The sequence below is a fragment of the Streptomyces sp. NPDC104307 genome (genome assembly GCF_055584045.1).
This window is the reverse complement of record NZ_JBVJMU010000008.1, coordinates 81,339-104,584: the sequence shown is the minus strand read 5'-3', so window position 1 is coordinate 104,584 and position 23,246 is coordinate 81,339. Positions and strand designations below refer to the sequence as shown.

22 protein-coding genes are annotated in these 23,246 nt (G+C 71.3%); 12 read left to right on the top strand and 10 right to left on the bottom strand.

The window, feature by feature from the left end; translation table 11 throughout:
• The first annotated feature begins 69 nt into the window (after positions 1–69).
• Together ACZ601_RS21550 and gap are read left to right on the top strand one after the other, a co-directional pair.
• Entirely contained in the window at positions 70–1,026 is a 957-nt protein-coding gene (locus ACZ601_RS21550) for a GlxA family transcriptional regulator (RefSeq protein WP_469540283.1), read from the top strand.
• Positions 1,027–1,130: 104 nt separating this feature from the next.
• Complete coding sequence (gene gap / locus ACZ601_RS21545; protein WP_440573413.1) at positions 1,131–2,129, top strand: type I glyceraldehyde-3-phosphate dehydrogenase; 999 nt, start codon at positions 1,131–1,133, stop codon at positions 2,127–2,129.
• Between the two features lie 79 nt (positions 2,130–2,208).
• Here gap and ACZ601_RS21540 read toward each other — a convergent pair whose 3' ends face one another.
• Positions 2,209–2,610 (bottom strand): DUF5997 family protein, encoded by a 402-nt coding sequence (locus ACZ601_RS21540; RefSeq protein WP_469540281.1) that lies wholly within the window; start codon positions 2,608–2,610, stop codon positions 2,209–2,211.
• A gap of 58 nt (positions 2,611–2,668) precedes the next feature.
• Here ACZ601_RS21540 and ACZ601_RS21535 point away from each other — a divergent pair, with 58 nt between their 5' ends.
• The 4 genes from ACZ601_RS21535 (at position 2,669) to ACZ601_RS21520 (ending at position 5,575) form a co-directional block, all read left to right on the top strand.
• Complete coding sequence (locus tag ACZ601_RS21535; protein ID WP_469540278.1) at positions 2,669–3,472, top strand: LysR family substrate-binding domain-containing protein; 804 nt, start codon at positions 2,669–2,671, stop codon at positions 3,470–3,472.
• 61 nt (positions 3,473–3,533) lie between these two features.
• Complete coding sequence (locus ACZ601_RS21530; RefSeq protein ID WP_469540275.1) at positions 3,534–4,046, top strand: DinB family protein; 513 nt, start codon at positions 3,534–3,536, stop codon at positions 4,044–4,046.
• A gap of 130 nt (positions 4,047–4,176) precedes the next feature.
• Positions 4,177–4,674, top strand: a complete 498-nt coding sequence (locus ACZ601_RS21525) for a peptidylprolyl isomerase (RefSeq protein WP_440573409.1) — start codon at positions 4,177–4,179, stop codon at positions 4,672–4,674.
• A 157-nt stretch (positions 4,675–4,831) separates the two neighbouring features.
• Positions 4,832–5,575 carry a Clp protease N-terminal domain-containing protein gene (locus ACZ601_RS21520; RefSeq protein ID WP_469540270.1) on the top strand — a complete coding sequence of 248 codons (744 nt, stop codon included), beginning with the start codon at positions 4,832–4,834 and terminating at the stop codon, positions 5,573–5,575.
• 40 nt (positions 5,576–5,615) lie between these two features.
• Here the strand turns inward: ACZ601_RS21520 and ACZ601_RS21515 are convergent, their stop codons facing one another.
• From ACZ601_RS21515 to ACZ601_RS21505, 3 genes are all read right to left on the bottom strand, one after another.
• Positions 5,616–6,191 carry a histidine phosphatase family protein gene (locus ACZ601_RS21515; RefSeq protein ID WP_440573407.1) on the bottom strand — a complete coding sequence of 192 codons (576 nt, stop codon included), beginning with the start codon at positions 6,189–6,191 and terminating at the stop codon, positions 5,616–5,618.
• Between the two features lie 61 nt (positions 6,192–6,252).
• Positions 6,253–6,684 (bottom strand): GNAT family N-acetyltransferase, encoded by a 432-nt coding sequence (locus ACZ601_RS21510; RefSeq protein ID WP_469540267.1) that lies wholly within the window; start codon positions 6,682–6,684, stop codon positions 6,253–6,255.
• Entirely contained in the window at positions 6,681–8,150 is a 1,470-nt protein-coding gene (locus tag ACZ601_RS21505) for an aminotransferase-like domain-containing protein (RefSeq protein WP_469540265.1), read from the bottom strand. The genes ACZ601_RS21510 and ACZ601_RS21505 overlap by 4 nt, the downstream gene beginning before the upstream one ends.
• Between ACZ601_RS21505 and ACZ601_RS21500 the strand changes: the two genes are divergently transcribed.
• The gene (locus tag ACZ601_RS21500; RefSeq protein WP_469540262.1) at positions 8,149–9,138 is read left to right on the top strand and encodes a DMT family transporter; all 990 of its coding nucleotides are present in this window, start codon (positions 8,149–8,151) and stop codon (positions 9,136–9,138) included. The genes ACZ601_RS21505 and ACZ601_RS21500 overlap by 2 nt on opposite strands.
• An 85-nt stretch (positions 9,139–9,223) precedes the next feature.
• Positions 9,224–9,439 (top strand): DUF1918 domain-containing protein, encoded by a 216-nt coding sequence (locus tag ACZ601_RS21495; protein ID WP_469540260.1) that lies wholly within the window; start codon positions 9,224–9,226, stop codon positions 9,437–9,439.
• Position 9,440: 1 nt separating this feature from the next.
• On the opposite strand, the gene ACZ601_RS21490 is transcribed toward ACZ601_RS21495, so the two are convergent.
• Positions 9,441–10,718: a glycoside hydrolase family 10-like protein gene (locus tag ACZ601_RS21490; protein ID WP_469540257.1), complete on the bottom strand. Its 1,278-nt coding sequence runs from the start codon at positions 10,716–10,718 to the stop codon at positions 9,441–9,443.
• 187 nt (positions 10,719–10,905) lie between these two features.
• On the opposite strand from ACZ601_RS21490, the gene ACZ601_RS21485 reads away from it, so the two are divergent.
• On the top strand, positions 10,906–11,763 hold the full coding sequence (locus tag ACZ601_RS21485) for a 3-hydroxybutyryl-CoA dehydrogenase (protein WP_073737446.1): 858 nt from the start codon (positions 10,906–10,908) through the stop codon (positions 11,761–11,763).
• 81 nt (positions 11,764–11,844) lie between these two features.
• Here the strand turns inward: ACZ601_RS21485 and ACZ601_RS21480 are convergent, their stop codons facing one another.
• The 5 genes from ACZ601_RS21480 to ACZ601_RS21460 all read right to left on the bottom strand — a co-directional run bounded on the left by ACZ601_RS21480 (position 11,845) and on the right by ACZ601_RS21460 (position 17,911).
• Complete coding sequence (locus tag ACZ601_RS21480; RefSeq protein ID WP_440573401.1) at positions 11,845–12,885, bottom strand: LacI family DNA-binding transcriptional regulator; 1,041 nt, start codon at positions 12,883–12,885, stop codon at positions 11,845–11,847.
• 25 nt (positions 12,886–12,910) lie between these two features.
• Positions 12,911–14,617, bottom strand: coding sequence for a glycoside hydrolase family 43 protein (locus ACZ601_RS21475; protein WP_469540254.1), 1,707 nt, complete (start codon positions 14,615–14,617; stop codon positions 12,911–12,913).
• Positions 14,618–14,659: 42 nt separating this feature from the next.
• Positions 14,660–15,571: a carbohydrate ABC transporter permease gene (locus tag ACZ601_RS21470; protein ID WP_469540251.1), complete on the bottom strand. Its 912-nt coding sequence runs from the start codon at positions 15,569–15,571 to the stop codon at positions 14,660–14,662.
• Positions 15,572–15,591: 20 nt separating this feature from the next.
• Positions 15,592–16,542 (bottom strand): carbohydrate ABC transporter permease, encoded by a 951-nt coding sequence (locus ACZ601_RS21465; RefSeq protein ID WP_469540249.1) that lies wholly within the window; start codon positions 16,540–16,542, stop codon positions 15,592–15,594.
• A gap of 88 nt (positions 16,543–16,630) precedes the next feature.
• The gene (locus ACZ601_RS21460; protein ID WP_469540247.1) at positions 16,631–17,911 is read right to left on the bottom strand and encodes an ABC transporter substrate-binding protein; all 1,281 of its coding nucleotides are present in this window, start codon (positions 17,909–17,911) and stop codon (positions 16,631–16,633) included.
• A 413-nt stretch (positions 17,912–18,324) separates the two neighbouring features.
• Between ACZ601_RS21460 and ACZ601_RS21455 the strand changes: the two genes are divergently transcribed.
• The 3 genes from ACZ601_RS21455 (at position 18,325) to ACZ601_RS21445 (ending at position 23,199) form a co-directional block, all read left to right on the top strand.
• Complete coding sequence (locus tag ACZ601_RS21455; RefSeq protein ID WP_469540245.1) at positions 18,325–19,590, top strand: glycoside hydrolase family 26 protein; 1,266 nt, start codon at positions 18,325–18,327, stop codon at positions 19,588–19,590.
• 44 nt (positions 19,591–19,634) lie between these two features.
• Positions 19,635–20,861: a glycoside hydrolase family 26 protein gene (locus ACZ601_RS21450; protein ID WP_469540242.1), complete on the top strand. Its 1,227-nt coding sequence runs from the start codon at positions 19,635–19,637 to the stop codon at positions 20,859–20,861.
• A 109-nt stretch (positions 20,862–20,970) separates the two neighbouring features.
• On the top strand, positions 20,971–23,199 hold the full coding sequence (locus tag ACZ601_RS21445) for a CBM35 domain-containing protein (RefSeq protein WP_469540239.1): 2,229 nt from the start codon (positions 20,971–20,973) through the stop codon (positions 23,197–23,199).
• Positions 23,200–23,246 lie beyond the last annotated feature (47 nt).

The following is a 23,246-nucleotide window of genomic DNA, read 5'->3' as shown; positions in this document are numbered from 1 at the left end:
CGTGGACACGACGCTTCGCCGAGCCGTGGCCCCGTACCCGTGGGGTCCCGCCGCGTACTCTCGTTTCCCATGCCAGCCCCTCCCCTGCACCATGTCGCGGTGCTCGTCCTCGACGGCGCGAAGCCGCTCGATGTCGGCATTCCCGCCCAGGTGTTCACGACCCGCGCGAGCATGCCGTACGAGGTGCGGGTGTGCGGTGCGGCGCCCGGTCTGGTGGCCGGCGGCGACGGCCTCTCGTACTACGTCACCCACGGGCTCGACGCGCTCGACTGGGCCGACATCGTCTTCGTGCCCGGCTACCGGCTCCCCGACCGTGACGACCCGCCGCAGCCGGTCATCGACGCGCTGATCGCCGCCCATGAGCGGGGCGCGCGCCTCGCCGCCATCTCGACCGGGGCGTTCGCGCTCGCCGCCACCGGTCTCCTCGACGGCCGGCGCGCCACGACGCACTGGCACTACACGCGGGCGCTCGCCGCGAAGTACCCGCTCGTCCGGGTCGACGAGAACGTCCTGTTCGTCGACGAGGGCGGAGTCCTGACGTCGGCGGGCGCCGCCTCCGGCATCGACCTGTGCCTGCACGTGCTCCGCGGCGACCTCGGGGTGGCCGCCTCCAACCACGCGGCCCGGCGCCTGGTCGCGGCGCCCTACCGCAGCGGCGGCCAGGCCCAGTACGTGCCGCGCAGCGTGCCCGAGCCGCTCGGGGAGCGGTTCGCCGCCACCCGTGAGTGGGCGCTGCACCGGCTGGGCGAGCCCCTCACCCTCGACGCGCTGGCCCGGCACGCGGCGGTGTCGCCCCGGACGTTCTCCCGGCGGTTCACCGAGGACACCGGGTACACCCCGATGCAGTGGGTCATGCGCGCCCGGATCGATGTGGCCCGCGAGCTGCTGGAGCGCTCCGAGCGGGGCGTCGAGCAGATCGCGGCCGATGTCGGGCTCGGTACCGGCGCGAATCTGCGGCTGCACTTCCAGCGCATCCTGGGCACCACTCCGAGCGAGTACCGGCGCACCTTCGCCCAGGGCGAATAGCCCGTGCGGGGTGTGGCGGGATCCTTACGGACCATGGCGATCACGCCGCTGTCAGAGGGGTGTGACGAGCGCGATGCTGGAAGCGAGGAGAAAGGGACTCTCACATGACTCGCATCGCCATCAACGGATTCGGCCGCATCGGACGCAACGTGCTGCGCGCGCTGCTGGAACGCGAAAGCGACCTCGAAATCGTCGCCGTCAACGACCTCGCGGAGCCCGCCGCACTGGCCCGGCTACTCGCGTTCGACAGCACCGCAGGCCGGCTCGGACGTCCGGTGAGCGTGGACGGGGACACCCTCGTCGTCGACGGCCGCCGCATCAAGGTGCTCGCCGAGCGCGAACCGGGACAGCTGCCGTGGACCGAGCTGGGCGTCGACATCGCACTGGAGGCGACCGGCCGCTTCACCTCCGCCAAGGCCGCTCGCGCGCACCTCGACGCGGGTGCGAAGAGGGTGCTCGTCGCCGCGCCGTCGGACGGCGCGGACGTCACGCTCGCCTACGGCGTCAACACCGACGCGTACGACCCGGCCCTGCACACCGTCGTCTCGAACGCCTCGTGCACCACCAACGCCCTCGCGCCGCTGGCCGCCGTGCTCGACGACCTCGCCGGCATCGAGCACGCCTTCATGACGACGGTGCACGCCTACACCCAGGAGCAGAACCTCCAGGACGGCCCGCACCGCGACGCCCGTCGCGCCCGCGCCGCCGGGATCAACATCGTGCCGACGACGACGGGCGCCGCCAAGGCGATCGGCCTGGTGCTGCCCAACCTCGACGGCAAGTTGTCCGGCGACTCCATCCGCGTACCGGTTCCGGTGGGCTCGATCGTCGAGCTGAACACCACCGTGGCCCGCGATGTGACGCGCGACGAGGTGCTGGAGGCGTACCGGACGGCCGCGCGGGGGCCGCTGGCAGGGGTACTCGAATACTCGGAGGACGCGCTCGTGTCGTCCGACATCACCGGCAACCCGGCCTCGTCGATCTTCGACTCGGCCCTTACCCGGGTCGAAGGCCGTCACATCAAGGTGTCCGCCTGGTACGACAACGAGTGGGGCTTCTCGAACCGCGTGATCGACACGCTGACGCTGCTCGCCACTCGCTGAGCGGGGGCGGGGGCGGACACGGCGGGCGGGGGCGGTTCCGGCCGCCCCCGTCAGTGCCCCGTGACGGCGGCCGCCGGGGTCAGGACCGGTCCTGCTCCTTGCCGCCGCGCTCCGCGTTCCGCTCCTTGATGCGGACCGTCTCCTTGCGGACCTCGGCCTGGGTGGCGCGCTCCTTGCGCAGCCACCCGGGGTCGTCCTGCTTCAGGGCTTCGATCTGCTCCGTGGTGAGCGCTTCCGTGACGCCACCGCGCGCGAGACCGGAGATGGAGACACCGAGCTTGGCGGCGACCACCGGCCGGGGGTGCGGGCCATCGCGTCGCAGCTCCCGCAGCCACTCGGGCGGCTCCGACTGGAGTGCCGCCAGCTCGGCGCGCGAGACGACACCCTCCTGGAACTCGGCGGGTGTGGCTTCGAGGTACACACCCAGCTTCTTCGCCGCGGTCGCGGGCTTCATTGTCTGGGTGGTCTGGTGCGACGTCATGGGGTCAAGAGTATCGAGCGTGTGCGCTACCGCTGACCACGACCGGTAACCTGGCGGGGTGACAGGCTCGGAAGCAACCCCTTCGTTCCGGCTCGCGTACGTCCCCGGGGTGACCCCCACCAAGTGGGTGCGGATCTGGAACGAGCGCCTGCCCGACGTCCCCCTCTCCCTCGTCGCGGTACTCGCTGCGGAGGCCTCGGCCCTGCTGCTCGACAGCGGCGCCGACGCGGGATTCGTACGGCTGCCGGTGGACCGGGCGGAGCTCAGCGCGATCCCCCTCTACACCGAGGCGACCGTGGTCGTGATCCCCAAGGACCACGTGATCGCTGCGGTGGACGAGATCTCCGCCGAGGATCTGGCCGACGAGATCGTGCTGCACCCGCTGGACGACGTCCTCGACTGGGAGCGGCTGCCCGGCCGGCCCGCGATCGAGCGTCCCGCCACGACGGCGGACGCGATCGAGCTGGTGGCGGCCGGGGTGGGCGTCCTCGCCGTCCCGCAGTCGCTCGCCCGCCTGCACCACCGCAAGGACCTGACGTACCGGCCGCTCTCCGGCGCCCCCGAGTCGCGCATCGCACTGTCGTGGCCGGAGGACCGGACCACCGATCTGGTGGATGACTTCATCGGGATCGTCCGGGGCCGGACGGTGAACAGCACCAGGGGCCGCGGTACGCCGCCCGCGGAGAAGCCGAAGCGTAAGGCTCCGGAGACCGGTGGCGCCCGGCGCAAGCCCGCGGCCGGTGCGGGAGCGGGGAAGGGCGCCCGGGGCGGCTCCGGTGGCGCGAGGGGGGCCAAGGGCGGCTCCCGGGGCGCGAAGGGCGCTGCGGGCGCCAAGCGCGGAAAGCCCCGCAAGCGGCCGTAACACCCCGGTTGAACCTCAGTATCAGCATCAATGTCAGACCCGGCTGGCACGATCGGTGATCATGACGCACACCGAACGTACGATGCCGCCGCTGAACGCCGACGAGCGCACCAATCTGGAGAGCTGGCTCGACTTCTACCGGGCCACCGTGGCACTGAAATGCGAGGGCCTGGCCGACGAGCAGGTCCGGGAGAGCTCTGTCCCGCCGTCGTCGCTGACGCTGCTGGGGCTGGTCCAGCACCTGACCGAGGTCGAGCGGAACTGGTTCCGCCGGGTGCTCGCCGCGGAGGACGCCCCGCCCACACACCCCGCACCGGCCGGTTCCGGCGGGAACGACGGCGGTTTCGAGGTCTCCGCCGGCGCCTCCTTCACACAGACCCTCGCGGCGTGGCGGGACGAGGTCACCCTGTCCCGCGCCAACTGTGCCGCGCGGGCGCTGGAGGACACCGTTCCCTTCATGGGCGGCGAGGTGAGCCTGCGGTGGATCTACACGCACATGATCGGTGAGTACGCCCGCCACAGCGGCCACGCCGACCTGCTGCGCGAGCGGATCGACGGCAGTACCGGAGTGTGACGGCGCGAGGGGCGGCCGCCCCTCGTGTGCGCCGTGCGCGCGGGCCATATGCGCCCGGCCCGTCACACGGGAGCGGTGTTTCACCGCGCCCGCCCGACGGGCCGGTGCGGCCGGATGTCAGGATGGTTGCATGACGAGCAAGGTTTACTTCGACATCACCATCAACGACGAGCCCGCCGGGCGGATCGTCTTCAACCTGTACGACGAGGTCGTCCCCAAGACCGCGGAGAACTTCCGCCAGCTGGCGACCGGCGAGCACGGCTTCGGCTACAAGGGTTCGTCCTTCCACCGGGTCATCCCGGCGTTCATGCTCCAGGGCGGCGACTTCACCCGGGGCGACGGCACCGGCGGCAAGAGCATCTACGGCGCGAAGTTCGACGACGAGAACTTCAAGCTGGCGCACACCAAGCCCGGTCTGCTCTCCATGGCGAACAGCGGCCCGAACTCGAACGGTTCGCAGTTCTTCATCACGACCATCGTGACCTCGTGGCTGGACGGCAAGCACGTGGTGTTCGGCGAGGTCGCCGACCAGGAGAGCATGGACCTGGTCACCAAGATCGAGGGTCTCGGCTCGCAGAGCGGCCGGACCAAGGCGAAGGTCACCATCGCGGACTCCGGGGTGCTCTGATCCCGGCCCGCCGGCTGAACAGCTGACCGGACGCGCCGGCCGACGAACACCGTCGGCCGGCGCGTTCGTCATATCCAGGGCTCTCGTATCCGGGGCCCCACACACCACTGTCAACGGAAGGTTGACACCCTCTCTGCTGTCAACCTAAGGTTGACACATGACGAAACCAGTCGGCTCCACGCATCCGGTCCGCCTCGACGACCTCATCGAAGCCATCAAGAAGGTCCACCCCGACGCCCTGGACCAGCTCCAGGACGCCGTCATCGCCGCCGACCACCTCGGTGACGTCGCAGACCACCTGATCGGCCACTTCGTGGACCAGGCCAGGCGCTCCGGCGCCTCCTGGACGGAGATCGGCAAGAGCATGGGGGTCACCCGGCAGGCGGCCCAGAAACGGTTCGTCGCCAAGAACCCCGGCGAGCCGACCGAACTCGACCCCAGCCAGGGCTTCGGCCGCTTCACCGCGCGCGCCAAGAACGTCGTGATGGCCTCCCAGAACGAGGCGCGCGCCGCGGGCAACAGCGAGATCGGCACCGAGCACCTCGTACTCGGGCTGCTCAGCGAGCCGGAAGCGCTCGCGGCGGCGTTCATCAAGGCCCAGGTGGTCACCCTGGACACCGTCCGCCAGGCCGCCACGGCGGCGCTCCCGGCGGCCTCGGAGGAGGAGCTGCCCGAGCTCCTCCCCTACAACGCCGACGCCCGCAAGGCGCTCGAACTCACCTTCCGCGAGGCGCTGCGACTGGGCCACAACTACATCGGGACCGAGCACATCCTGCTCGCCCTGCTGGAGCACGAGGACGGCGCGGGACTGCTGACCGGCCTCGGTATCGACAAGGCGACCACGGAGGCGGCCGTCGTCGAAGCGCTCACGCTCATCGTCGCCGCGCAGGAAAAGGACTGACCGGCCAGGACCGACCGGCCAGGACCGGGCACCGAAACGCTCAGCGCGCCCCGGTCTCCAGGCAGAGGCTCCAGCGGCGGGGCAGCCCGGTCAGCGTGACGGTGGAGAGCGGGCGGACGTCGACGTTCCAGTACGTCGAGGGCGGCGCCCGCAGCGCGTACACCAGGGCGGCCCGGATGACGGCCGGTTCGGCCACGGCGACGATCAGCCCGTCACAGGCGGGCCGGGTGTCCAGCCAGCCGCCTATCCGCGAGATGAACGCGAGCAGCGTCTCACCGCCGTGCGGCGCGGAGCGCGGGTCCGCGAGCCAGGCGTCCACGGCCGCGGGCTCGCGCGCGGTGACGTCCGCGAGGGTGAGTCCGCGCCACCGGCCCATGTCGCAGTCGCGCAGGGCGGGCTGGACCATCGGGGCGAAGCCGAGCGCCTGGCCGGTGGCACGGCTGCGGGCGGTCGGTGAGCAGTAGCGCAGTTCGGCCGCCCCCAGGGGCAGCAGGGCGGGGGCGGCGAACTGCACCTCGTGCCAGCCGGTCTCGTCGAGCGGCCGGTCGTCCTCGAAGCGCTCACCGAGCAGGGAGGAGTTGCGTGCCGCGGCGACGAGTGAGACTCGAACACTCATGGCGGCGATCGTGGAGCCGTTCGCCCCGCAGGTCAAGAGTGCGGCCGGAAGCGCTTCCGGATCAGCCGAGCTTCAGGGACATCCACTTCTCCGGGCTGTCCAGCGGCTTGAAACCGACCTTCTCGTACACGCCGTGGGCGTCGTCCGTGGCGAGCACGATCGTCCGGACGCCGGCCCCGGCGAGGTGATCGCGCGCCACGGTGACCATGCTCGCGCCGAGTCCATGGCCGCGGGCTGCGCGGTCGACGTACACATCGCAGACCCAGCCGAAGGTGGCGTGGTCGGTCACCACCCTGGCGTAGCCGACCTGTTCGCCCGAGGCGAGGTCGTAGGCGCCGAAGTTGAGTGAGCCGGCGATGGCCAGATCCTGGCGTTCCCGGGTCCGGCCGAGCGCCCAATAGGCGTCGGTAGAGAGCCAGTTGTGAATCCTGGCCGCGTCCAGCCGGGACGGTTCGGACGATATCTCGTAACGCTGCTGGGGAGTTTCCGTCATCCTCCGAGCGTAGCCTCCGGCGCGTCGAGGGCGCCCTCCCAGGCGGTGCGCAGCCGCCGCACGCCCTCCGCGATCTCGGCCGTCCCGGCGACGGCCGCGTAGCTCAACCGGACGTGGGGCGCGGGTGGTTCGGCGCAGAAGTACGGCCGTCCCGGCGCGATGGCGACGCCGGCCCGCAGGGCGGCCGAGACCATGGCGGACTCGTCGGCGCCGGCCCCGGTGCCGGGCAGTCCCACCCAGAGGCTGCCGCCGCCCGCCGGGATGTGCGGGACGGCGAGCGCGGGCAGCTCACCGCGCAGCGCCGCCGTCATCGCGGTGCGGCGGGCCCGCAACTCGGTGGACAGGGACCGCAGATGGCGGCTCCAGGTCGGGGTGCCGACGAGTTCGAGCGCGGCTTCCTGGATCGGCCGGGGGACGAAGAAGCTGTCGACGACCTGGATCGCGCGCAGCCGTTCGAGTACCGGGCCGCGCGCGGCGAGGGCTCCCACCCTGAGGCTGGGTGAGGTCACCTTGGTGAGGGAGCAGACGTGGACGACGACCCCGTCGGGGTCGTCCGCGGCCAGCGGCAGCGGCAGCGGTCCGGCGTCGTCGTGGACGAGCCGGCGGGCGAAGTCGTCCTCGATGACGAACGCCCCCGCCTCCCTGGCGATCCGGACGGCCTCGGCTCGCCTGGCAGGGGCGAGGACGGCGCCGGTCGGGTTCTGGAACAGCGGCTGGCAGACGAAGACCCGGGCGCCGGTGGCCCGGAACGCGGCGGCGAGCAGCTCGGGCCGCACACCGTCGGTGTCGGCCGGGACCGGTACGGGCCGCAGCCCGGCGGCCCGCGCCACCGCCAGCATGCCCGGGTAGGTGGGCGATTCGACGAGCACCGGGGCGCCGGGCGGGGCCAGCGCCCGCAACGCGGTGGCCAGCGCGCTCTGGCCACCGGCGGTGATCAGCACGTCGGCGGCGGTGAGCGCGGGCCCGATCTCGTGGGCGAACCAGGCGCGCAGTTCGGTCAGTCCGTCGGTGGGCGGGCGACCCCAGGCGCCGGGGCGCCGGCCGGCCCGCGCGAGGGCGGCGGCGAGGGCGCGTTCCGGCTGGAGCGAGCTGTGCAGATAGCCGCCGTTGAACTCGACGACGCCGGTGGCCGGGGCCGCCAGGGTGGCCAGCACGCCGGACGCGTCGACGCTGCGGGGTACGGCCTCTGGGCCGCCGTCGCCGCTGAGGGACACCTCCTGCCACGAGGTGTCGCCGGCCGGCGGTGCCGCGCCGCGGGGCTGCGCCCGGAACGCGCCCGAGCCGGGGCGGGTGACGACGAGCCCTTCCGCAGCGAGCTGCGCGATGGCCCGCGAGACGGTCACGGGACTCGCCCGGAAGCGCTCGACCAGGGCACGGCTGGACGGCAGCTTCTCCCCGGGTGAGTAGCGGTTCAGCTCTCTCCGCAGACAACCCGCCAGGTCGGCCACACTGCTACGCTCATGCATGAAAGCAGAGGATAGCGCTACTCCCAGCAGCACGATAGCGGTCGGGCCCACGGCGGACGGCACGGACCGCGCCCACGCACCGGACGTACCGGGCAGCGGCCCCGGAGTCCGGCGGGCAGGGCCGAACGGCACGCTGCTCGCCGGGCTCGGGGTGCTCGCCTTCTCCCTGACCTTCCCCTCCACCGCGTGGGGACTGGAGAGCTTCGGCCCCTGGTCCCTGGTGGCGTTGCGCAGTCTGCTGGCCGCCGCGATCGCGGGCGGCGTGCTCCTCGCGACCCGGGTGCCGGTGCCGGAGCGCCGGCACTGGGCGGGGCTCGCCGTCGTGGCGGGTGGCGTGGTGGTCGGGTTCCCGCTGCTGACCACGCTGGCGCTACGGACCTCGACGACCTCGCACGCGGCCGTGGTGGTGGGGCTGCTGCCGCTGACCACGGCGGTGTTCTCCTCGCTGCGGACCGGATCGCGGCCCTCCGTCACGTTCTGGACCGCGGCGGTGGCCGGCGCCGGGGTGGTGATCGTCTTCACCGTGTGGCAGAGCGGCGGCACGCTCTCGGCCGGGGACGTCTTCCTGTTCGGCGCCCTGCTGGTGTGCGCGGCCGGGTACACGGAGGGGGGCAGGCTGGCGAAGGTCATGCCGGGCTGGCAGGTGATCGGCTGGGCGCTGATCCTCACGCTGCCGCTCACCGTGGCGGGCACCGCGCTCGCGCTGGCGTACGAGCCGGTGCGGCTGACCGCGCACGGGGTGATCGGCGTGGTCTGGGTCGCGGCGTGCTCGACCTTCCTCGGGCTGTACGTCTGGTACCGGGGCATGGCGGAGATCGGGGTGGCGCGGGCCAGCCAGCTCCAGCTCGCGCAGCCGCTGCTGACGCTGGTCTGGTCGTACTTCCTGCTCGGCGAGCAGGTCTCGGCGGCCGCACCGGTGGCAGCCGTCGCGGTACTCCTCTGCATCGCGGCGACCCAGCGCGCGGGCGGTGCCGGGCGCGGCCGGTGACCGCCCCCGGTGAATCGGCCGGCCGCACCCCGTCCGGACATAGACTTGTCGACATGGACCGCCACCCGTGAGGAGGTCACTCCCGATGGAGGCACACCCGGGCGACCGGCTGGTGACGCACGGCAGGACCGTGGGGCAGCAGGACCGGGTCGCAGAGATCGTCGAGGTACTCGGTGACGGGGGCACTCCCCCGTACCGCGTCCGCGACGGCGACGGACATGAACACCTTCTGGCACCCGGCCCCGACAGCGTCGTCCGCCACGACGACGCCGCCGGGCCCCGGGACGGCGGAGCGCCGTGAGTCAGCCGGGCGGGCGCACCCGCGAGCGGTAGTGGTCGGCCACCACTCGCTCCATCGCGCCGATCCGGTCCGCGACCACGGCCCGCCCCGAGAAGTAGGCGTGGCCGCGGACCTGGTCGTACCCGGCGGCGAGGTCGATGTGCCGGGACAGTTCCGCCGGGTCCCGCCAGGCCGCCGGCTGGTCCGGATCGCCTGCCTTGTAGAGCGCCTCACCGATGAAGAGGTCCACGCCCGTGCCGCGTACCACCTCGTTCCACCAGGGCACCAGCACCGCGTAGTCGGCGGCGGCGAGGCCGATGTTCCAGTAGAGCTGCGGGCAGATGTAGTCGATCCAGCCCTTCTTGATCCAACCGCGGGTGTCGGCGTACAGATCGTCGTAGGTCTGCACCCCGGCGGCGCTCTTCGAGCCGAGCGGGTCGGTCGAGGCATTGCGCCACACCCCGAACGGGCTGATGCCGAACCGGACGCCCGGCCGGACCGCCTTGATCCGCCGGGCGGTCTCCTGCACCAGCTTGTCGGTGTTGGAACGCCGCCAGGCCGCCTTGCTCGCGAAGCCCGCACCGTACTTCTCGTACGCGGCCCCGTCCGCGAAGGACTGCCCGGCGACCGGGTAGGGGTAGAAGTAGTCGTCCCAGTGGACCGCGTCGATCTCGTAGCGGCGCACCGCGTCCAGCATCGCGTCCTGGACGAAGCTCCGGACCTCGGGCAGGCCCGGGTTGTAGTAGAGCTTCCCGCCGTACGGCAGCGCCCAGTCGGGGTGCACCCTGGCGGGATGGGTGGCGGCCAGCCGGGAGCGGTCGGTGTGGTTCGCGACCCGGTACGGGTTGAACCAGGCGTGCAGCTCCAGGCCCCGGCTGTGCGCCTGGCGCACCGCGGTCCCCAGCGGGTCCCAGCCGGGGTCCTTGCCCTGTACGCCGGTGAGGCACCTGGCCCACGGCTCGTACGGGGAGGGCCACAGCGCGTCGGCGGACGGGCGGACCTGGAGGATCACCGCGTTGAGCCGCCGGTCGACGGCCTCGTCGAGGTAGCCGATCAGCTCCGCCTCCTGGGCCGCGGCGGAGAGCCCCGGCTTCGACGGCCAGTCGAGGTTGTCGATCGTCCCCACCCACATGCCTCTGAGCTCACGCCGCACCGCGTCACGGGGCGCGCCCTGCCCCTCCGCGCGCCGCTCGCCCGGCGGCTCCGCGGCGGCCGCCGCGGCCACGGAGCCCGCGGCCACCACCGAGGCCACGGTCCCGGCCGCACCGGCCACAAAGCTTCTTCTGGCGATTTGCCGCATTTCTTCGTACCTGCCGTTTCTCTGTCCTCTTCCGGCCCCCGCGATCGCAGGCCAGGGCCGTGCGTGCCCGCCCCGGCCTGCGATCCCGAGCGGGGCGCGGAGTAACGTCGTGGGGTCGAGGCGGAGCCCGGAACCGAACGGAAGCCGCCGCACGGAGAACAGTGAAAGGCACGAGGTGACGGACTCTATGGCGGACATCGCACGCGTCGGAGTGGTCGGCTGCGGCCAGATGGGCGCAGGCATCGCGGAGGTGTGCGCCCGCAGCGGCCTCGATGTCAGAGTGGCCGAGACCACCGGCGAGGCGCTGGAGATCGGCCGTACCCGGCTCTACAACTCCCTCTCGAAGGCCGCCGAACGCGGCAAGATCACCGAGGAGGAGCGCGACGAGACCCTCGGCCGCCTCAGCTTCACCACCGACCTCGGCGAGTTCGCGGACCGCGATCTGGTCATCGAGGCCGTGGTGGAGAACGAGCAGGTGAAGACCGAGATCTTCCAGGTGCTGGACCAGGTGGTGACCCGGCAGGACGCGATCCTCGCCTCCAACACCTCCTCGATCCCGCTGGTGAAGCTGGCCGTCGCGACCTCCCGCCCCGACCGGGTCATCGGCATCCACTTCTTCAACCCGGCCCCGGTGCAGAAGCTCGTCGAGCTGATCCCCGCGCTGACCACGTCGGACGAGACGGTCAAGCGGGCCGAGGCCGTGGTGCAGGACATACTGGGCAAGCACCCGATCCGCGCCCAGGACCGCTCCGGCTTCGTCGTCAACGCGCTGCTGATCCCGTACCTGCTCTCCGCGATCCGGATGTTCGAGTCGGGTATCGCCAGCCGCGAGGACATCGACAACGGCATGGAGATGGGCTGCGCCCACCCGATGGGCCCGCTCAAGCTCGCCGATCTGATCGGCCTGGACACCGTGGCCTCGGTCGCGGACTCGATGTACGACGAGTACAAGGAGCCGCTGTACGCCGCTCCCCCGCTGCTCCAGCGGATGGTGGACGCGGGCCGGCTCGGCCGGAAGACCGGTTCGGGTTTCTACGCCTACTGACCGTCCCCCTGGAGGGCCCGGCGCTTACGGCGCCGGGCCCTCGTGCGTTCGCCCCAGGACCGGCCCTCGGTCCCGCGCCGTTCAGGCGGCAGGGGGTGAGGAGGTGCTGCCGCGTACTTCCAGCCGGGTCGACAGCTCCAGCCGCAGGGTGTCCACCTGCTCGCCGTCGATGATCCGCAGCAGCGTCGTCGCGGCCATCGACGCCATCTCCTGGAGCGGCTGGCGCACGGTCGTCAGTGCCGGATGGGTCCAGCGCGCCACGGGCAGGTCGTCGAAGCCGATCACGCTCATGCCGGCCGGGATCTCCACCCCGCGGGCCCGGAGCGCCTCGAACGCCCCCAGCGCCTGGAGGTCGCTGGCGGCGAAGAGGGCGGTGGGCGGCTCCTGGCCGCACGCGGCGGCCTCGTCCAGCAGACGTGCCGTGCCGGCCCGCCCGGAGGCGTCGTTGAACTCTCCGTACGAGACCCAGCCGTCCGGCACCGGCAGCTCGGCGCGCTCCATGGCCGCCCGGAACCCGTCGGCGCGGGCCCTGCTGCACAGCAGCTGACGCGGCCCCGCCAGATGGGCGATCCGGGTGTGGCCCAGCCCGATGAGGTGCTCGGTGGCGCTCACGGCCCCCGCCCAGTTGGTCGCTCCGACGGTCGGGACCAGCGCGTCCACACTGCCGACGGGGTCGACCAGGACGAAGGGGATGTCCATCGCGCTGAGCCGTCTGCGCTGCTGCGGGGTGAGTTCGGAGACCACCAGGATGGCGCCGCTGCTGCGGCGCGCGGCCAGCTGGTCCAGCCACTCGCGGGTGTCCGCGCTCCGGCCGTGGACCGCGGACAGGACCATGCTGGCGCCCGCTTCGGCCAGGACCTCGTCCACGCCCCGGATGATCTCGACGGACCACAGGCTGTCGAGCTCGTTGAGCACCAGGTCCACGACGGCGCCCCGGCGGCGGGCGGGGCGGCGTTCATAGCCCAGGTCGTCCATGACGGACTCGACGCGCTCCTTGGTCTCGGCGGACACGTCGGAGCGGTCGTTCAGCACCTTGGACACCGTGGAGACGGAGACACCGGCCACCGAGGCGATCTTGTTCAGGGTGACCCTGCCGGAGGTGCCGGTGGGCTCCGTCGTCATCCTTGCCGTCCGTTTCTCTGTGTGGTCACTGGTCAGCTGCTTCGCAGAGCGTATCGGCCCGGTACTCGGCCCAGCCGAAGTCCGCCGGCGCCCCCGCTCCGGTGAGGTCCTGGGCGCACAGCCCGATGAAGGCGCCGGTGAATCCCCAGGAGCGGAAGTGGCCGGTGTCCAGATCGCCCTGGGTGGCGCTCTCGTCGGAGAGCGGGGTGGTGTCCAGCTCCGGTCCGACCGGCCGCCAGGCGCCCGGCCCCGCCGGGCGGACGGAGAACAGGGCGCGGTCCCCCCGCACCGCCAGCCGCAGGTCCAGGGGACCGTCCCCCACGGGCACGGGGGCGCTGGGTTCGCTGTAGGCGCCGTGGCCGCAGACCCCCAGGCGCACCACGCGGCCGAGCTCCTCGTCCCAGGTGAGGTGGAGGTAGTGCCAGAGCGTGGAGTTGTAGTAGTGGGTCAGGCCGGCCATCTGGAGTGGTGAGCCGGGCTCGGCGCTCATCGTGGTGGTGAAGGTGAAGTGCGGTGACTGCTGGCGGCGGCCGACGAGGGACTGGTGGTGGGTGGAGCCGAGCGACTGGGCGCCCCGCAGCCGCAGGTACCCCGGGCGCTCCGTCAGGCTCAGCCAGCGCGGGTCCGGGTGCCGGCGCAGGGTGGACCAGACGGGGCCGAGGACCGGGCCGTCGAAGTCGTCGCGGGCGGGCGGCGACGGCAGCGGCGCCGGGGGCAGCGCGGGCCCGGCTACGGCGGAGCGCGGCGTGACCGGGATGTCGGCGCCGGTCGCGGGGGCGGCCAGCCTCGGCCAGCCGTCGGGCGGCCACTCGATCCGCTGGATCGCGGTCTCCCGGCCCATCACGCAGGCTCCGCGCGGGCTGAGCGGCCGGGCCACCAGGTGAGCGAGGAACCACTCCCCGGCGGGGGTGGCGACCAGGCTGCCGTGTCCGGCCTTCTGCAGCGGGTGGTCCGCGTGACCGGCGGAGGTGAGCAGCGGGCCGGCCGGGTCGGTCTCGTACGGCCCTTCCGGGCGTCGGGAGCGGGCGACGGTGACGGCGTGGTTCCAGCCGGTGCCGCCCTCCGCGGTCAGCAGGTAGTACCAGTCGTCGTGGCGGTAGAGGTGGGGGCCCTCGGTGTGGGCGAGTCCGGTGCCGTTGAAGATCCGGTGGACCGGTCCGGTCACCCGGCGGGCGGCCCGGTCCCACTCCTGGAGGAGGATGCCGCCGAAGGGATGGCGTCCGGGCCGGTGGTCCCACTCCATCCACAGCGCCCAGCTGCGCCCGTCGCCGCCCGGCCCGTCGTCGTGGAAGAGGGAGGGGTCGAAGCCGTGCGAGGGGAACGGCACGGGGTCGGACCAGGGCCCCTGGGGCGTGGGGGCGGTGACCACCTGGTTGCGTACGTCCTTGAACGCGCCGGAGAGATTGGTGACGTCGCTGAAGACGAGGTGGAACTGTCCGTCGGTGTACGAGAGGCAGGGGGCCCAGATACCGCCGGAGTCGGGTCTGCCGGTCAGTTCGGCCAGCCGTTCCTCGTCCAGTACGCCGCCCAGGGGCTGCCAGTGCACGAGGTCCCGGGAGTGGTGGAGGGTGACTCCGGGGAGCCATTCGAAGGTCGAGTTGGCGATGTAGTAGTCGGTGCCGACCCGCAGGATGGAGGGGTCTGGGTGGAACCCGGGCAGCACGGGGTTGATGATGGCCCCGGCGCTGCCGCCGGTGAGGCCGGGTTCGCGGATGCTCGGCGCGGCGGTCATGTGTCTCCTGACGCGTGGGTGGGAGGGAAGTCGGGCCGCCGGTCAGCCCTTGACGGCCCCGGCCATCACCCCGGAGACGATCCGGCGGGCCAGGACGGTGAACACGACGAGGACCGGCAGGACGGACACCACGACCCCGGCGAGCATCAGCGTGTAGTCGGTGTAGTAGCCGGCCGCGAGCTGGTTGAGAGCGATCTGCACCGTGCCGTTCTCCGGGGGCAGGGCGATCAGCGGCCAGAAGTAGTCGTTCCACGCGAACATGAAGGTGAACATGGCGAGCACGGTGGCAGTGGTCCGTACCCCCGGCACCACCACGTGCCAGTAGGTGCGCAGCAGACCCGCGCCGTCCATCCGGGCGGCTTCCACCAGTTCGTCGGGGATGTTCTCCTCGACCGCCTGCCGCATCCAGAACACGCCGATCGCGGAGACCAGCGCCGGCACGATGAGTGCGGAGAGCTTCCCGTACAGGCCCATGTCGGTGACGAGCATGTAGAGCGGGATGATGCCGAGCTGGGTGGGGACCATGACGGTGACCACGACGCAGACCAGCAGGAAGCCGCGGCCCGGGAAGCGGAGTTTGGCGAAGGCGAAGCCGGCCAGGGAGGACAGCAGCACGTTGCTGACGGCGGTGGTCGAGGCCACGATCAGTGAGTTGCCCAGCGCCTGCCAGAAGGCGGACAGTTCGAAGACGCGCTGGATGTTCTCGAAGAGGTGCCCGCCCGGGATCAGCGGCGGGGTCGAGCCGGCGAGGACGGAGTTGTCGTCGTGCGAGGCGACGACGAAGCTCCAGTAGAGCGGGAAGACGGAGGCGGCGATGACGGCCGCGAGCACGGCGTACGCGAGTGCTCCGGGTCTGTCGGGGCGCCGGGGGCCCGTCCGGGGAGGCCGGTGGCGGCGACCGCCCTGTTCGGCGCGGCGGGGTGCCGGAGCCCGGGTGGGTGTGGTGAGGGCCATGGAGTTCTCCTGATACCGGGTCAGCCGCGGTCGGAACGGCGTACGAGCAGGAAGTTCAGTGCGGCGATCGCCGCGATGACGAGGAAGAGCACCCAGGAGATGGCGGAGGCGTAACCGGCGTCGTTGTTGATGAAGCCGTACTTGTAGAGCATCAGCGTCAGGGTCTGGAACTGGTGCTCGGCACCGCCCTCGGCATTGCCCTGCTGGTCGAAGAGGAAGGGTTCGGCGAAGAGCTGGAGTCCGCCGATCGTGGAGATGACCACCGTGAACACGACGGTGGGTCGGATGGACGGCAGGGTCACCTTGAGGAAGGTGCGCAGCCGTCCCGCTCCGTCGATCTGCGCGGACTCGTACAGCTCCCGGGGGACGGCCTGCATCGCGGCGAGGTAGATCAGCGCGTTGTAGCCGGTCCAGCGCCACATGACCATGAAGCTGATCGCGAGGTGCGAGCTCCAGGTGTCGGCGGTCCAGTCGACCGGGGAACCGATGAGGCCCAGGCCCTCCAGGGCCCAGTTGACGATGCCGAAGTCCCGGCCGAAGAGCTGGGAGAAGACGAGTGCGACGGCGACGACGGAGACGTACTGCGGTACGAGCACGAGGGCCCGCCACACACTGCTGGCACGCAGCTTGCGGTCCAGCAGCCAGGCCAGGGCGACGGCGGCCAGCAGCTGTGGGGCCGTCGAGAGCACGAAGATGCTCAGTGTGTTGAACGTGGCGGTGTAGAAGTCGGAGTCACCGAGCAGCCGGGTGAAGTTGTCGAGTCCGGTCCAGTCACCGGGGCCGGCGAGACGGTCCCAGTCGTGCAGCGAGACCCAGAAGGTCTGGAGCAGCGGGTAGAGCCCGAAGATGCCGAAGACGACGAAGAACGGGGCGATGAAGAGGTAGGGCAGCAGATGCCGCTCCGGCCGCAGCCGGCCGGCTCGTCGTCCGCTCCTTCCGGGGCCCGGTTGGATGCGTGCCTGGAGCGCCATGCGCGTACTCCGTGTGGTGTGTCGGGGTCGGACGGGGTGGGTGGGGGCCGCGGCGGTGCCGGGTCGGCGCCGGCACCGCCGCTCACGGTCAGCGGAGGTTCTTGTCCGCCTCTTCGAGCGCCTTGTTCCATGCCTTGTCCGGGTCGGCCTTGCCCTGCTCGACGAGCTGGAGGGCGTTGCCGAAGGGGATGCGGGCCTGCTGGTCCTTGGTGCCTCGGTAGTTCGGCTGGAGGCCCTTGGCCGAGGACACGAAGATCTCGCCGGTGGGCGCGTCGCTGAAGTAGGGCTGCTTCGTCCCCTTGATCTCCGGATCGTCCAGGACCGTGACGAGGGAGGGCAGGGCGCCGACCGGGCCGGTGAAGATCTTCTTCTGGGAGGCGGGCGAGGTCAGGAAGTCGGCCAGCGCGGCGGCTTCCTTCACGTGCTTGCTCTGCTTGGGGACGGTGAGGAAGGAACCGCCCCAGTTGCCGCCGCCGCCGGGGACGGCCGCGATGTCCCACTTGCCGGCGTTCGCGTCACCGGCGGCGGTCTTGATCTGGCCGGTCATCCAGGCCGGGCACGTCATGGTGGCCATCCGGCCCTGTTTGATGCCCGCGTTCCACTGCTGGCTGAAGGGCTGGAGGTTGGCCGACTGGTGGTCGGCGGTCGCCTTGGCCGTGGCCTCGAAGAACTCGTGGACCTTCGGGTTGGTGTCGCCGACGTACTTGTCATCGGCGTCGAAGAACCCGTACTGGGTCTGGTTCATCATCGCGGTGAAGATGTTGCCCGAGCTGTCGAACCAGGCCTTGTCCTTCACCTTCTTCCGGAAGGTGTCGCCGGCGGCGAAGTAGGCGTCCCAGGTGGGCCAGAGCTTGGCCACCTCCTCGCGGTCCGTGGGGAGTCCGGCCTGTGCGAAGAGGTCCTTGCGGTAGCAGATGGCCAGGCTTCCGACGTCGGTGCCGTAGCCCATCACGAAGTCGGTGCCTCCGAGCGTGCCCTGATCCCACTTCCAGCCCAGGTACTCGCCCTTGCGCTTCCGCGCACCGAAGTCGGCGAGGTTGGTGAACTTGTCCTTCACGGCCCGGAACTTGGGGAGGTAGCCCTCCTCGATGGCGACGACGTCGGCCGCTCCGCTGCCCGAGGCGATCTGGGTGGACAGCTGGTTGTGGTGCTGGTCGAACTGGGAGATGCGCTCCTTGATGACGATGTCGGGGTGCGACTTCTCGTACTCCTTGATGAGCGGCTTGTAGCCGAAGTCGCTGAACGTGGCCACGGTCAGGGTGGTCTTTCCGTCGGCTTCCCCGCTGTCCGCGCCACAGGCGGACAGGGCGACGAGGGCGGCGGTGACGGTGAGCGCCGCGGCGGTTCTGCGGGCACGCGTACGGCCCATGGTGGTCCTCCGGGACAGGTGCGGGATGAAGTCGCACCAAGGTCGCGCCGACCCGAAACATCTGTCAAGAGTTTCGCGAAAATCTACGGGAAGTTGAAATGGCCTGCGCTCCACCAGAACGCAGCGTTCGTTCCGTGCCCGAAGTTAACCCGACAAAAAACCGCATATGCGGGCTCATCACATCTCCCCGGTCGAAGCAGCCAGGGAAAGTTTCGTAGCGATGCGTCGCTGACCTGCAACGGTCAACGAAACTTTCGAACGCTCTTGCCTCGTACTTTTCGCGGCTCCATCATTCGAGCGCTCACCGGCCGCCACCCCCATGGCCCGCCGTATCCGCCCCTCCCCCCTCTGGAGCCGCCATGAGACATCCGACGCCACGCCGACCCCTGCTCCGGGCAGTGGGAGCGGGGGCCGTGGCCCTTGCCGCCCTGCTGTCGTTCGCCGGGCTCGGCACCCCCTCCTCCGCATCGGCCGCCACCGCTGCCGCCGCCCCGGGCCGCGGGGTGCCGGCCGACGGCAAGGTCATGATGGTGATGGGCCAGGACAGCGACACCCTGTCCGACTACCGCGCCGACGTGCTCGGCCGGCCGGAGCTGGGGGCGCCGGCCCCGGGCGGAGTCACGCTCTACACCAATCTGGTGCTCGGCGGCTCACCCGCACCGCTGGCCGGCCTGGACGGGCCGGTCGACTGGGGCGCCGGCACGGTCGACTTCGCCCGGACGATGAACGAGTACCCGGGCGCGGCCGTGGCCGTCGGGCTGTACCTCTCCGACGCCACCTCCGGCTGCGGCAACCAGCCGCTGCGCGCCATCATCGGGCGCAACGACGACGACGTCACCTCGGGCAGCCCGAACCTCATCACTCAGTACCGGGCCAAGGTCGACGAGATGATCAACCGGTTCAAGAGCTACGACCGGGACGTCCTCCTGCGCATCGGCTACGAGTTCGACGGGCCGTGGAACTGCTACAGCGCCGACTTCTACAAGGACGCCTTCCGTTACATCAAGGGTCGCATCGACGCCCTCGGGGCCACCCGCGTGGCGACCGTCTGGCAGAGCGCCGCCTGGCCGGTGAACACCAGCACCGATCATCCGGAATGGGGCTACATCGTCACCGATCCCGGCCACTTCGACGACTGGTACCCGGGCGACGCCTACGTCGACTGGGTCGGCCTGTCCGCCTTCTACAACTCCCGCTCGGTGCAGACCCAGTGGGGCTGCGGCTCGCACGACACCGATCCGGTCGGCCTGCAGAACCGGGTGCTGGACTTCGCCCGGACACACGGCAAGCCCGCGATGGTCGCGGAGGCCGCACCCCAGGGAGCCAGGACCGGCGCCGGGACCGCGAGCTGCATCTTCACCAACAGCCCGGCACCCGCGAGCGGCCAGGCCATCTGGGACGGCTGGCACGCCGGCTACTTCGACTGGGTGAACACCAACAAGGACGTCATCCGCGCGGCGGCCTACATCAACACGGACTGGGACGCACAGACCCAGTGGCAGTGCGCACCCGGCGCCCAGGCCGGCGGCCCCGCCTGCGCGAACGGAAACTGGGGCGACTCACGCGTCCAGGCGAATGCCACGGTGCTGGACAACTTCGTCGCCGAGATCAAGAAGCCGCTCTGGTCGACCGGTTCGTCCGACTCCACGGGCTCCTCGCCCGCCGGGAGCCCCCGGTGACCGTCCCGCACGGCGCCACGCTCCCGTACGCACCGAGGAGACCCATGCCCCACGTCACCCCGCGCCTCCGCCGCGTCCGGCGCGCCCTCGCCACCGCGACGGCCGCCGCGCTGCTCCTGCTCACCGCCCAGACGGCCACCGCCTCCACGACGGACCCGGCCGCGCCCGAACTGCTGCTCGGCCAGTCCACCCGCGGTGCGCTGAACGACTTCGACTCCTTCGCCCAGGGCGCCGACGGCGGCTCGGTCTACTACGAGCTGCGCAGCGGCGACTGGGTCAACGCCGAACACCGCGCCTTCGCCGAGGAGCTGGCCGCACAGGGCAGGACCGTGCAGATCGGCATCAGCTGGAAGGACAACCCACCCGGCTTCGAGGGCGGCGACGAGAACGCCAAGGCCGCCAGGTCCCGGGCGGTCACCGCCGAGATCGCGGCGGGCGGCCACACCGCGCAGCTGGACCGCCTGCTCGCGTTCACCAACGCCCACCCCTCGGCCTCCTTCAAGCTGCGCCTGGACTACGAGGTCAGCACCTTCTACCACTGCACCGACGCGAGCTGTTCCTCGTACAAAGACGCCTTCAACACGCTCGCCGCCTATCTGGACGGGCACTCCACCGCGCACAACCTGTCGTTCGTCTACCACCCGGTGCGCGGCGAGTTCGAGGCGCTGTATCCCGGGGACGCGGCCGTCGACTGGGTGGGGGTCTCGATCTTCGCCCATGAGCTCTGCCTGCCGATCCAGGAGCACGGCTACCTCTACAACGGCACCCCGCCGCAGAACTACGACATCGCCGCGAGCCAGTGCCGCAACGCGTACATCGACACCGACGCGAACGGCAACCCGGCCGCCGTGTGGCGCAATTTCGACCACGACGCCAACGTCCTCAAACTGGTCAAGTTCGCCAAGGACCACGGCAAGCCGGTCATCCTCTCCGAGGCGGGCATGATGAACTTCACCGCTGACAACGGCAGTACGGACGGCCTGGAGCAGCAGCAGGGCGACCGCTGGGTGCAGCGGCTCTTCTCGCTGATGAACTACCGGGGCCCGATCCCCAACCTCCCCGGCGAGTACGACCTGCGCGGGGTGATCCGCTCGGTCGTCTACATCAACCTGGACTTCCGCTACGGCTGGGACGGCATCGACGACGGCAGCTTCGACTTCGCGCCCGACACGACGTGGTTCGTGGACGGCCGGCTGTCCCGCTACACGGCGGCCAAGGCCTCCTTCTGCCGCGGACTCGCCGACAACGGCTTCACCGCACGATGCCGCTGACGGCGGCGCCCCCGCGCCCGCGCGGTCCGGTCCGCCGGACCGCGCGACCCGTCATGGGACCGCTCCCGTCGCCGTCGCCTTCCTGTTCTCCCCCCTTGAGAGGAACACCGTGCGCCCTGCAGCACTCCCCCGTCCGCGAGCGTCGGCCCTCCTGGTCGCGGCGGTACTGGCCGGCTCCCTGATCTCCGGCGGGGGGCAGAACAGCACGGCGGCCGGCCGGGCCGCCGCGGCCCCCGAAGTGATCACCGTGGACACCGGCCGCCAGTCCGGACCGCTGACCAAAGCCGGGCTCGGCACCCTGTTCGGCGTGACGACGACTCCCGACACCCCGGCCGCGCTCGCCGACGGCACACAGGTGCTGCTCGCCCAGCACCAGAGCCTGGACGGCGACACCTCCTACCCGAGCTCGACGGAGTCGGTGGCCGGGAGACTCCGGGGCACCGGGGTGAAGATGGTCGGCCGCTACAACGATCTGATGGGCGGCTGGCCGTACGTCTGGAAGGGCGTCGACGACTGGATGGGCAAGGTCGACAGCGCGACCCGCTCGATCCAGAAGTACAAGGACGTGCTGGGCGCGGTGGCACCGCTCAACGAGCCGGACAACAAGCTCGGCCCGCAGGCGGACAGCCCGTTCATGACCGATCCGCGCGTCCCCGGCGCCACCTACGACGCCAAGGTCAACTGGCTCTGGACAGCCACGGTCCGCCGCATCCGGACCATCGACACCACCGTGAAGATCATGGGCCCCAACTACGAGCACTACAACCCGTGGGAGTCCGCGGACCGGCAGCCGCGGATGCGGGACTTCCTGGTCAACGCCAAGGACACGGGCACGCTGCCCGACATCATCGGCTGGCACAGTCTCGGGCCCAGTCCGGGCGACGTACCCGAGGCCCTCACCCGCTACTACCGGCCCCTGGAGAAGGAGCTCGGGATCCCGCCCCGGCCGGTCATGATCGAGGAGTACGGTCCGGGCAACGGCGAGTTCGAGGGCGTACCCGGCACCATGATCAAGCACTGGGCGGAATTCGCCCGGTACGGCGTCGACTCGGCGGCCATGGGCATCTACACCAACCCCGGACTGCTCGGCAACAGCCTGCGCCGCACCGCCGACGGGCTCAAGCCCAACGGGGGCTGGTACTTCATGAACTGGTTCCGCGAACTGGGCGGCTCCCAGCTGGCCGTCAGCCGCTGGGACACCCGGCACTACCAGGGTTCCGACGCGGTGGCTTCCTGGGACTCGGCGTCGCGCGCGGTGACGGTGCTGGCGGGCGGGGACGACGGCGACATCGACCTACGGCTGCTCGGACTGGCCGCACGGGGCCTCGGGCCGCAGGTCAGGGTCAGGATCGACTACGCGAAGTGGACCACCGATCCGCTCGCGACCGACCGGCGGGCCGAGCGGGCGGGCGCCCCGCAGACCGGGACGTATCACCTGTACGACAAGGTGCTGCCGCTCGACGCGGGCGGCGACCTCACCGTCCCCATCCGCACGATGGAACGCCTCAACGGCTACCGCGTGATCGTCGAGCCGGCCGCCCCGGCGGCGGCGTACCCCGGCACGTACGAGGCGGAGGACGCGCAGCAGTCCGGCACCGTCACGCATACCGGCGGCGACTCGGTCCTCGCCTCCGGCCGGGGATACGTCGGCGGGATCGACGGGCCGGACAGCTCGGTGACCTTCACCGTGGAGGCGGCGAAGGCGGGCATCCATCTGCTGACGGTGCGCTATGCGAACGGCACCGCGGACACGGCCACCCACGCGGTACGGGTGGGCGGTCAGGCACAGGGCTCCGTGACCTACCCGGCGACCGGCGGCTGGGCGAACACGACCATGAGCACCTCGGTCAAACGCGTCGCGCTCGCGGCGGGCCGGAACACGGTGACGCTGGCCAAGGGCACCGGCTACGCCGAGCTCGACTTCATCGACGTGCGCCCCGACACCCATCGCTACGAGGCGGAGCTCGCCTCGGTCACCGACGCGGGTATCCGGCACTACCAGTGGAACGAGTTCCCGGACTACGTGGGCGGGATCGACGGTCCCACCAGCGCGGTGGAGTTCGCCGTCGACGCGCCGCGGTCCGGCTCCTACCTCGTGGACGTCGGATACGCCAACGGGCAGCCGGGAACGGCGAGTCACTCGGTCACGGTCAACGGAGCAGGGGCGGGGACGATCGCCTACCCCTCCACCGGCGCCTGGCTGAGCGGGCCCCGGCAGGACGCGGTCGCCGGCACCGCCACCGTCCGGGTCACCCTGAACGAGGGGGTGAACCGGATCCGGCTCACCAAGGCGGAAGGGTTCGCCGAACTGGACTGGCTCGCCCTGCGTCCCGCGTGAGGGGGCCTCGGCCGCCGGCCGTGCCCGGGAGGGCGGACGCTCTCCGG

Bases quoted from the DNA above. Each gene is read 5' to 3' on its own strand.
- ACZ601_RS21550 (WP_469540283.1), top strand. From the start codon at position 70: ATGCCAGCCCCTCCCCTGCACCATGTCGCGGTGCTCGTCCTCGACGGC.
- gap (WP_440573413.1), top strand. From the start codon at position 1,131: ATGACTCGCATCGCCATCAACGGATTCGGCCGCATCGGACGCAACGTG.
- ACZ601_RS21540 (WP_469540281.1), bottom strand. From the start codon at position 2,610: ATGACGTCGCACCAGACCACCCAGACAATGAAGCCCGCGACCGCGGCG.
- ACZ601_RS21530 (WP_469540275.1), top strand. From the start codon at position 3,534: ATGACGCACACCGAACGTACGATGCCGCCGCTGAACGCCGACGAGCGC.
- ACZ601_RS21525 (WP_440573409.1), top strand. From the start codon at position 4,177: ATGACGAGCAAGGTTTACTTCGACATCACCATCAACGACGAGCCCGCC.
- ACZ601_RS21520 (WP_469540270.1), top strand. From the start codon at position 4,832: ATGACGAAACCAGTCGGCTCCACGCATCCGGTCCGCCTCGACGACCTC.
- ACZ601_RS21515 (WP_440573407.1), bottom strand. From the start codon at position 6,191: ATGAGTGTTCGAGTCTCACTCGTCGCCGCGGCACGCAACTCCTCCCTG.
- ACZ601_RS21510 (WP_469540267.1), bottom strand. From the start codon at position 6,684: ATGACGGAAACTCCCCAGCAGCGTTACGAGATATCGTCCGAACCGTCC.
- ACZ601_RS21500 (WP_469540262.1), top strand. From the start codon at position 8,149: ATGAAAGCAGAGGATAGCGCTACTCCCAGCAGCACGATAGCGGTCGGG.
- ACZ601_RS21505 (WP_469540265.1), bottom strand. From the start codon at position 8,150: ATGCATGAGCGTAGCAGTGTGGCCGACCTGGCGGGTTGTCTGCGGAGA.
- ACZ601_RS21495 (WP_469540260.1), top strand. From the start codon at position 9,224: ATGGAGGCACACCCGGGCGACCGGCTGGTGACGCACGGCAGGACCGTG.
- ACZ601_RS21490 (WP_469540257.1), bottom strand. From the start codon at position 10,718: ATGCGGCAAATCGCCAGAAGAAGCTTTGTGGCCGGTGCGGCCGGGACC.
- ACZ601_RS21485 (WP_073737446.1), top strand. From the start codon at position 10,906: ATGGCGGACATCGCACGCGTCGGAGTGGTCGGCTGCGGCCAGATGGGC.
- ACZ601_RS21480 (WP_440573401.1), bottom strand. From the start codon at position 12,885: ATGACGACGGAGCCCACCGGCACCTCCGGCAGGGTCACCCTGAACAAG.
- ACZ601_RS21475 (WP_469540254.1), bottom strand. From the start codon at position 14,617: ATGACCGCCGCGCCGAGCATCCGCGAACCCGGCCTCACCGGCGGCAGC.
- ACZ601_RS21470 (WP_469540251.1), bottom strand. From the start codon at position 15,571: ATGGCCCTCACCACACCCACCCGGGCTCCGGCACCCCGCCGCGCCGAA.
- ACZ601_RS21465 (WP_469540249.1), bottom strand. From the start codon at position 16,542: ATGGCGCTCCAGGCACGCATCCAACCGGGCCCCGGAAGGAGCGGACGA.
- ACZ601_RS21460 (WP_469540247.1), bottom strand. From the start codon at position 17,911: ATGGGCCGTACGCGTGCCCGCAGAACCGCCGCGGCGCTCACCGTCACC.
- ACZ601_RS21450 (WP_469540242.1), top strand. From the start codon at position 19,635: ATGCCCCACGTCACCCCGCGCCTCCGCCGCGTCCGGCGCGCCCTCGCC.